General features: G+C 65.9%; 9 protein-coding genes and 1 pseudogene. 7 read left to right on the top strand and 3 right to left on the bottom strand.

What is annotated here, in order from left to right; genetic code table 11:
- Both VGH68_RS18895 and VGH68_RS18890 read right to left on the bottom strand, forming a co-directional pair.
- The coding region (locus tag VGH68_RS18895; protein ID WP_331605209.1) for an aminopeptidase P family N-terminal domain-containing protein at nucleotides 1-615 on the bottom strand (615 nt) is incomplete at its 3' end.
- An 18-nt stretch (nucleotides 616-633) separates the two neighbouring features.
- Nucleotides 634-900 (bottom strand): hypothetical protein, encoded by a 267-nt coding sequence (locus tag VGH68_RS18890; RefSeq protein WP_331605208.1) that lies wholly within the window; start codon nucleotides 898-900, stop codon nucleotides 634-636.
- Between the two features lie 298 nt (nucleotides 901-1,198).
- Between VGH68_RS18890 and VGH68_RS18885 the strand changes: the two genes are divergently transcribed.
- The 7 genes from VGH68_RS18885 to VGH68_RS18855 all read left to right on the top strand — a co-directional run bounded on the left by VGH68_RS18885 (nucleotide 1,199) and on the right by VGH68_RS18855 (nucleotide 7,456).
- Nucleotides 1,199-1,909, top strand: coding sequence for a response regulator transcription factor (locus VGH68_RS18885; protein WP_331605207.1), 711 nt, complete (start codon nucleotides 1,199-1,201; stop codon nucleotides 1,907-1,909).
- A 79-nt stretch (nucleotides 1,910-1,988) separates the two neighbouring features.
- Nucleotides 1,989-3,275 carry a glutamyl-tRNA reductase gene (hemA, locus tag VGH68_RS18880; RefSeq protein WP_331605206.1) on the top strand — a complete coding sequence of 429 codons (1,287 nt, stop codon included), beginning with the start codon at nucleotides 1,989-1,991 and terminating at the stop codon, nucleotides 3,273-3,275.
- Nucleotides 3,276-3,384: 109 nt separating this feature from the next.
- Nucleotides 3,385-4,467 (top strand): peptide chain release factor 1, encoded by a 1,083-nt coding sequence (gene prfA, locus VGH68_RS18875; protein WP_331605205.1) that lies wholly within the window; start codon nucleotides 3,385-3,387, stop codon nucleotides 4,465-4,467.
- Between the two features lie 13 nt (nucleotides 4,468-4,480).
- Entirely contained in the window at nucleotides 4,481-5,371 is an 891-nt protein-coding gene (gene prmC / locus VGH68_RS18870) for a peptide chain release factor N(5)-glutamine methyltransferase (RefSeq protein WP_331605204.1), read from the top strand.
- A 140-nt stretch (nucleotides 5,372-5,511) separates the two neighbouring features.
- Entirely contained in the window at nucleotides 5,512-5,823 is a 312-nt protein-coding gene (grxD, locus tag VGH68_RS18865; protein ID WP_331605203.1) for a Grx4 family monothiol glutaredoxin, read from the top strand.
- Between the two features lie 43 nt (nucleotides 5,824-5,866).
- Nucleotides 5,867-6,469, top strand: a complete 603-nt coding sequence (locus VGH68_RS18860; RefSeq protein WP_331605202.1) for a UbiX family flavin prenyltransferase — start codon at nucleotides 5,867-5,869, stop codon at nucleotides 6,467-6,469.
- 201 nt (nucleotides 6,470-6,670) lie between these two features.
- The gene (locus VGH68_RS18855) at nucleotides 6,671-7,456 is read left to right on the top strand and encodes a class III extradiol ring-cleavage dioxygenase (protein ID WP_331605201.1); all 786 of its coding nucleotides are present in this window, start codon (nucleotides 6,671-6,673) and stop codon (nucleotides 7,454-7,456) included.
- A gap of 214 nt (nucleotides 7,457-7,670) precedes the next feature.
- On the opposite strand, the pseudogene VGH68_RS18850 reads toward VGH68_RS18855, so the two are convergent.
- Nucleotides 7,671-8,165: pseudogene (locus tag VGH68_RS18850) on the bottom strand (amino acid:proton symporter); the annotation flags it as partial.
- Nucleotides 8,166-8,302 lie beyond the last annotated feature (137 nt).

The raw sequence follows: 8,302 nt of genomic DNA, 5'->3' as shown, positions 1-8,302 counted from the left end.
ATCGTCGAGCGTTGAGATGAAGTGCCATTGCGCGCCTTTGTCCGCCATCGCGCGGCGCACCTGCGCGAGCTTTTCCGCGCGCGCGACACTCGCCTGCGGCGCGGCGTGTTCGAACACCGCGTCCGCGGGCAGCGTCGGACGTTGCGCCCAGATCGCGTCGAACAGATCGACGTCGGTGCGCAGTTGCACGCCGCGCGCGCCGAGCGCCGCGCTCAGTGCCCGCGCCGCCGCGACGCCGAGCACCGCGCCGTCCACGCCGACCGTGCCGCCGGCGGGCACGTTCTGCGCGAGCCATTCGAAATGCGGGGTGGTCAGTTGGCCGCCGGTCATTTTCATCAGCTCGACGCCGGTGCCGGCCAGTTGCGCGTTCGCCTGCTCCCAATAGCGGCTGTCGGTCCAGACGCCGGCGAAATCGGCGCTCACGACAAGCGTGCCGGCCGAGCCGGTGAAGCCCGACAGCCACTGGCGGCCTTGCCAGCGTCCGGGTAGATATTCGGACAGATGCGGGTCCGCGGACGGCACCAGATAAGCGGCGATGCCTTCGCGCGCCATCGCGGCGCGCAGGCTCGCGAGGCGCTCGGGAATGGAGGAGGTTTCGGGGAGTCGGGCGTTCATGGAGTTACCTGCAAAGGTTCATCGACGGCTCGATCGGCCGGCAAGGAGGCCGACCGTCATGGCGACGGCGATCAGCGCGACGGCGGTGCACACCGGCCATTCGAGGATGTCGCCGTCATGGAAGAGACCGGTCACGTTGCCGGCCATGCGCGCAATGCTCGCGCCGGCTATCCCGGCTACGAGGGCAATCGACCAGCGGGCGCGGCTCGTGCGGCGTAGCGGATGCAGCCACCAGCCTGACACGCCAATTACCGCGCCGAGTATGAAAATGCCCGGCCAGCCCATCAGAAACGGGCTCCGAAACCGCATGCGCGCGTGCATGCACACGAGGGCAAAAGCTCATGCGCAAGAGCGAGTGGAAAGGCGACAGAAACGGTGGTCAGGAGGGACTGTGACGGCACTTTCAGAATCGTCTCATAGGCGGTAGAAGCCGGCATGGCTAGCATTTTTGCCTCTTTAACTATGGAAGTTCAGCACGGCGCTTTCCGCATAGCGGTTGAGTTTAGGGGTCGGGGTGTGCTTAGGCAAGCGGTCAGTCCGACGAAAACGCCTGCCCCGCCCGTTGCCGGGCTGACGCCGCGCCATGCGCATCGCCCTTATCGAACCGGACCTGCAACACGCGAAACTGGTCGACCGGCTGGTCTTCGCCGGCGGCCACATCTGCCAGCGCTTCACCACGAGCGCCACGTTCCTGCAGCAGGCGAACGACGAGTTGTTCGACCTTCTGATCACCGCAAGCTGGGCCGGCGACTGTTGCGCCGAGGACGTGATCCCGCGCGCACGATCCATTCTGCCGGGCTTGCCCGTCATGATGATGATTTCCGCCCCCCGCGAGAGCCAGATCGTCGGCGCACTGCATGCCGGCGCCGACGACTGCCTGAGCAAGCCGGTGCGCGGCCCGGAGATGCTGGCCCGCATCGAAGCGCTGCAGCGCCGCGCTGGCCTGCGGCGGCCGGCCAACCGGCGGCGCGACGTCATCGGTGCTTATTCCTTCGACGCCGCGTGCTTCGCCGTCTCCTTCCGCGATCTGAACGTAGTGCTGACCCCCAAGGAATTCCGCCTGGCGCTGCTGCTGTTCAGCAACCTGGCGCGCCCGGTATCGCGCGCGCATATCCTCGAAACGGTGTGGTCGCGGCGCCGCGACGTGAAGTCGCGCACGATCGATACCCACGCGTCGCGGCTGCGCAGCAAGCTGCAACTGCGCCCGGAGCTTGGCTATTCGTTGGTGCCGGTCTATGGTTACGGCTACCAGCTCGATGCCGTTCCACCGGAAGGCATGGCAGGCGCTGCCTGAGCCATGCGCGGTATACAGCGGCCCGAATGTGAAAATGGTGGAAACGCTATAATATTGGGCTTAACGATAGCTCCCCCAAATGCAGCTCCTAACGATCGGAATCAACCACCACACAGCGCCTGTCGCCTTGCGCGAACGCGTGGCGTTTCCGCTCGAACAGATCAAGCCTGCGCTGGATACGTTCAAGGGCATCTGGCTGGGCCGTATGGCCCCCAATGCGCCTGAAGCCGCGATCCTGTCCACCTGCAACCGCACCGAACTGTACTGCGCGACCGACGACCTCGCCGCCCGCGACGCCGCGATCCACTGGCTGTCGAAGTACCACAATCTTCCCATCGACGAACTCGCGCCGCATATGTACGCGCTGCCGCAATCGGAGGCGGTGCGTCATGCGTTTCGCGTCGCGTCCGGCCTCGACTCGATGGTGCTCGGCGAAACGCAGATCGTCGGACAGATGAAGGACGCGGTGCGCACCGCGTCGGAGGCCGGCGCGCTCGGCACCTATCTGAACCAGCTGTTCCAGCGCACCTTCGCGGTCGCGAAGGAAGTGCGCAGCACGACTGAAATCGGCGCGCAGTCAGTGTCGATGGCGGCCGCCGCGGTACGCCTCGCGCAGCGTATTTTCGACAAGATCGCGAACCAGCGCGTGCTGTTCATCGGCGCCGGGGAGATGATCGAGCTGTGCGCAACGCACTTCGCCGCGCAGCAGCCGCGTGAGCTGGTGGTCGCCAATCGCACCGCCGAGCGCGGCCAGCGGCTCGCCGGGCGCTTCAACGGCCGCGCGATTACGCTGTCGGAACTTCCCGCGCGGATGCATGAATTCGACATCATCGTGTCGTGCACCGCGTCCACGTTGCCGATCATCGGTCTGGGCGCCGTCGAGCGCGCGGTGAAAGCTCGCCGTCACCGGCCGATCTTCATGGTCGACCTCGCGGTGCCACGCGACATCGAACCCGAAGCCGGTCAGCTCGAAGACGTGTTCCTGTACACCGTCGACGACCTCGGCGCGATCGTCCGCGAAGGCAATGCGTCGCGGCAAGCGGCGGTCGCGCAGGCCGAGGCGATCATCGAAACGCGCGTGCAGAACTTCATGCAGTGGCTCGACGCGCGCAGTATCGTGCCGGTGATCCGCCATATGCACACGCAGGCCGACGTGCTGCGTCGCGCCGAAGTCGAACGCGCGCAGAAAATGCTCGCGCGCGGCGACGATCCTGCCGCCGTGCTCGAAGCGCTGTCCGTCGCGCTCACCAACAAACTGATCCACGGTCCCACGCACGCGCTCAACCGCGCGAGCAGCGACAACCGCGAGAAGCTGATCGAGCTGATGAGCGGCTTCTACAAGCACGCCGGCTCGTCGGAGCGTTAGCGGCGCAGTCATCGCCGCTCCGATGCGGCTCGCCACGGCACTTCCGCCCCGGGCCACCGCCCATTCTTTCGCCGTCATCCTTTCCGGAGTCCGCTCCGCTATCCGCCCGATGAAAACGAGCATGCAACGCAAGCTCGACCAGCTCACCACCCGGCTGGCCGAACTGAACGACCTGTTGAGCCGCGAGGACATCACCGCCAACCTCGACCAATACCGCAAGCTCACGCGCGAACACGCGGAGCTGGGACCGGTCGTCGAACAGTACGGGCTCTGGCGCCGGGCGCAGAACGACGCGGTCACCGCGCAGGAGCTGCTGACCGACGTGTCGATGCGAGACTTCGCCGAAGAGGAAATCCGCGCGGCACGCGAGCGTATGGAAACGCTCGGCGTCGAGCTGCAAAAAATGCTGCTGCCGAAAGACCCGAACGACGAGCGCAATATCTTCCTCGAAATCCGCGCGGGCACCGGCGGCGACGAATCCGCGCTGTTCGCGGGCGACCTGTTGCGGATGTATCTGCGCTACGCCGAGCGTAACCGCTGGCAGGTCGAGATGATGTCGGCGAGCGAATCGGATCTCGGCGGCTACCGCGAAGTGATCGTACGGATCGCCGGCGAAGCCGCGTATTCGAAGCTCAAGTTCGAATCGGGCGGGCATCGCGTGCAGCGCGTGCCGGCCACCGAAACGCAGGGCCGTATCCACACGTCGGCCTGCACGGTCGCGGTGATGCCGGAAGCGGACGAGATCGGCGAAGTCGAGATCAATCCGGCCGAGCTGCGCATCGACACCTTTCGCGCGTCCGGTGCGGGCGGCCAGCACATCAACAAGACCGACTCCGCGGTGCGCGTCACCCACCTGCCGACGGGGATCGTCGTCGAATGTCAGGACGATCGCTCGCAGCACAAGAACAAGGATCGCGCGCTGAAGGTGCTCGCCGCGCGCATCAAGGACAAGCAGGCGCACGAGCAGCAGGCGAAGGAAGCGGCGACGCGCAAGAACCTGATCGGCTCCGGCGACCGCTCCGAGCGCATCCGCACGTACAACTTTCCGCAGGGGCGTCTCACCGACCATCGCATCAACCTGACGCTGTATCGCCTCGACGCGATCATGGACGGCGATCTCGGCGAACTGATCGCGGCGCTCGTCAGCGAGCATCAGGCCGAGCTGCTGGCCTCGCTCGGCGACGCGGATTGAGCGCGCCGACATCATGACCGGCGCTTCGTCCGCCCCGCTCGATCGGTCCGCTCGGCCCGCCACGGCCGACGCGTTGCTGCGCGCGTCGCCGCTACCGCCGCTGGAAGCGCGGATCCTGCTCACGCACGTGCTCGGCTGGCGGCGCACACAACTGATCACGCGCGGCGACGAGCCGCTGGATCGCGCGAGCGTCGAGCGCTATCGCGCGCTCGAAGCACGGCGCGCAGCCGGCGAGCCGGTCGCGCAATTGGTCGGCGCCCGGGAGTTTTTCGGACTCGAGTTCGAAGTTACACCGCACGTGCTGATTCCTCGCCCCGAGACGGAGTTGCTGGTCGAAACGGCGCTGGCGGCGATCGCGAATCGGCCGCACGCGCAGGTGCTCGATCTCGGCACCGGCACCGGGGCGATCGCGGTCGCGATCGCCTCGATGCGCCCCGACGCGCGAGTCTGGGCGCTCGACCGTTCGAGCGACGCGCTTACGGTCGCCGCGCGCAACGGCGCGCGCCTGCTCGACGCGAAGCGGCCGGGCGGCGCCGTGACGTTCCTGCAAAGCGACTGGTACGGCTCACTCGATCCCGCGCTGCGCTTCGACGTGATCGTCAGCAATCCGCCGTATATCGCGAGTGGCGACCCGCATTTGCTCGAAGGCGATCTGCGTTTCGAGCCGCGCGGCGCGCTCACCGACGAAGCGGATGGCTTGAGCGCGATACGCGCGATCGTCGCTGGCGCGCCCAGCCGTCTCGCCGCCGGCGGTGCGCTGTGGATCGAACATGGCTACGACCAGGCCCATGCCGTGCGTGCGCTGCTGGACGTGCAGGGTTTCGCGCGGGTTCGCTCCGAGCGCGATCTCGCCGGCATCGAGCGCATCAGCGGCGGGCAATGGCCCGGCGACGGCGCGGCATAAGCACCGCCGCGGCTCCCTGTGCGGCCGTTCGACTGGCGCAACCGGAAACCTTTCAGCCCACAGCACCTCCGGCCGCCGCTAGCGAAATCCGCTATCATTTCAGCCTATTCCCCACGCATTACCGAACCGCAAGGTCAGTCATGGATACGCAACAACGCATCAAGCAAATCGTCGACGGCAACAACGTCGTTCTTTTCATGAAGGGCACGGCCCAGTTCCCGATGTGCGGCTTTTCCGGCCGCGCCATCCAGATCCTGAAGGCTTGTGGCGTCGGCGAGATCAAGACCGTCAATGTGCTCGAAGATGATGAAATCCGCCAGGGCATCAAGGCGTTCTCGAACTGGCCGACCATTCCGCAGCTGTACGTGAACGGCGAATTCGTCGGCGGCTCGGACATCATGATGGAGATGTACGAGTCGGGCGAACTCCAGCAGCTTTTCGCCGCGGCCTGAACGCTCCGTCCGTTCCGGTTCGCTTGACCAGGCGCCGTCAGCGATGCCGCAAACCCACGTTGCGGCGCCTCGCCGGCTGATCGTCGCGATCACCGGCGCTACCGGCGCGATCTACGGCGTCCGGCTGCTCGAGACGCTGCGCAAGCTGGGCGACGTCGAGAGCCATCTGCTGATCTCCAGCGCAGGCTGGCTCAACATCCAGCATGAACTCCAGTTGAGCAAGGAAGACGTCCATCCGCTGGCGGATGTCATCCATTCAGTGCGCGACATCGGCGCGAGTGTCGCGTCCGGATCGTTCGCGACCGACGGCATGATCGTCGCGCCGTGCTCGATGAAGACGCTCGCGAGCATCGCGCATGGCCTCTCCGAGAATCTGATCACCCGCGCCGCCGATGTCACGCTGAAGGAACGGCGCCGGCTCGTGCTACTCGTGCGCGAAACGCCATTGAACCTCGCGCATCTGCGCAACATGACGGCCGTCACCGAGATGGGCGGCGTGATCTTCCCTCCGCTGCCCGCGTTCTACAACAAGCCGGCGTCGATCGATCAGATGGTCGATCACACGGTGACACGCGTGCTAGATTTATTCGCGCTGGGACCGGCGCTATCGGCCGCGTGGCAAGGGTTGCGCGGCGCGCAGGAGTGACACGGCGGACGCGTTTCCACGAGGGGCCTTGTGGCTACAGCGCGCAGCAGCAGTCGCACGCGCCCGCCAGGCATCAGCGGGCGATTAACAACAACCGCGACACGATCAATTCAGCGAAAGCCCGTTTATTAATCGACGGCGTGAATCTATATTCGTAGCAACCTAATCTCCACGACGCGCCCGCCCGGGCACGCTGCCGCCATGAACCGCTTACCTTCGGTCTTCCTGTCCCACGGCGCGCCGACGCTGCCGATCGATCCGTCGATGCCGTCCGCCGAATTCGGCACACTCAGCGCACAACTGCCGCGTGCCGATGCCATCCTTATGCTGTCGGCCCACTGGAATACCGCTCAGCCGCTCGCGAGCATTGCGACGGCGCCGGAAACCATCCACGATTTCTACGGTTTTCCGCGTCAACTGTATGAAATCCAGTACCCGGCGCCGGGCGCGCCCGATGTCGCGCGCCGCGCCGCCGCGCTGCTTGGCGCGCACGGCATCGTCGCGGACGTGCAACCGCACGGGCTCGATCACGGCGCGTGGATACCAATGCTGCTGATGTTCCCGCATGCGGACGTGCCAATCGCGCAGTTGTCGATCCAGCCGCACGAGGACGCCGCGCATCATTTCCGCGTAGGCCGCGCACTGCGCGCGTTGAAGGATGACGGTGTGATGGTGATCGGCTCCGGTCAGATCACGCACAACCTGCGCGCCGCCGATTTCTCGGCGCGTCCCGAAGACGCCGATCCGCGAGTGACCGAGTTCACCGACTGGTTCGAGCAAAAGCTTGCCGCGCGCGACATCGACGCGCTGCTCGACTATCGCCGCCAGGCGCCGCATGCGGTGCTGATGCACCCGACCGACGAGCATCTGCTGCCGGTTTTCGCCGCGCTCGGCGCCGCCGATGACGACTACTCGCTCGCGATTCAGTCGCTCGGCACCTACCAGCGCTCGCTCGCGATGACGAACTACGTATTCGGCACCGCCTGAGCCGGCGGCGAAAACGAGCCGGCGCGCCGGTGGAACGGCAGCGGGCGGCACACAGCGGCAAGCAGCGGCACGACGCGGCACGCAGCGCGAGCGCGGGCCGGACACAACGCCGCGCCAGTTCGCGCCATAAAAAACGCCGCCCGGTCTGCACCGGGCGGCGTTTCATTTCATCCCGACCCGCTTAGCGCGAATCCGTTCCCATTCGACATGGCGCTCAATGCGCGCCGATGCCTTCGAGCACTTCGTCGTGCACTTGGCGCTCTTCCAGGTACTCCGAGCGATAGCCGCTATTCACGCCCCAGTAGTAGAACACCAGCGAGAAAGCGATCACGACCAGCATGTCCCAGCCGTACGGCAGGATGCCGAAGCCGCCAAACTCCTTGCTGCCGATCAGCGACAGTACCGCCATGATCGGCAGATACGCCACCAGCCACCATGCAGCCTTCAGATCACGGCCCCAGCCTGAAAAACCCGACTTCGCCTGGAAGTAGAAGTACACCGGCAACGCCACGACCATCAGCAGAATGATTTCGCCGGTGAGCGGCCACTTCGCCCAGTACAGGATCAGCGACGCGCAAACGAAAGCGAACGGCGCGATGAATTTCATGCCCGGAATGTGCAGCGGGCGCTCCAGATCCGTTGCCGCGCGTCGCAGCGCCATCAGGCTGATCGGGCCCGTCAGGTACGAGATCACGGTCGCAACCGTGATCTCGTACCTGACGGGCCCGATCAGCCTGATGGCGTTGCGCCGCGCGGCGACGGACCTCGAGCGTCCGCTGCACATCGTGGGCATGAAGATCATTGCGCCGTTCGCGTTCACCTGCGCGTCGCTGATCCTGTACTGGG

Origin of the sequence: Paraburkholderia sp., assembly GCF_036488505.1 — a bacterium.
Classification (GTDB): Bacteria; Pseudomonadota; Gammaproteobacteria; order Burkholderiales; family Burkholderiaceae; genus Paraburkholderia.
Note: the sequence above shows the minus strand (reverse complement) of the source record. Positions and strands in the feature narration are given on the sequence as shown.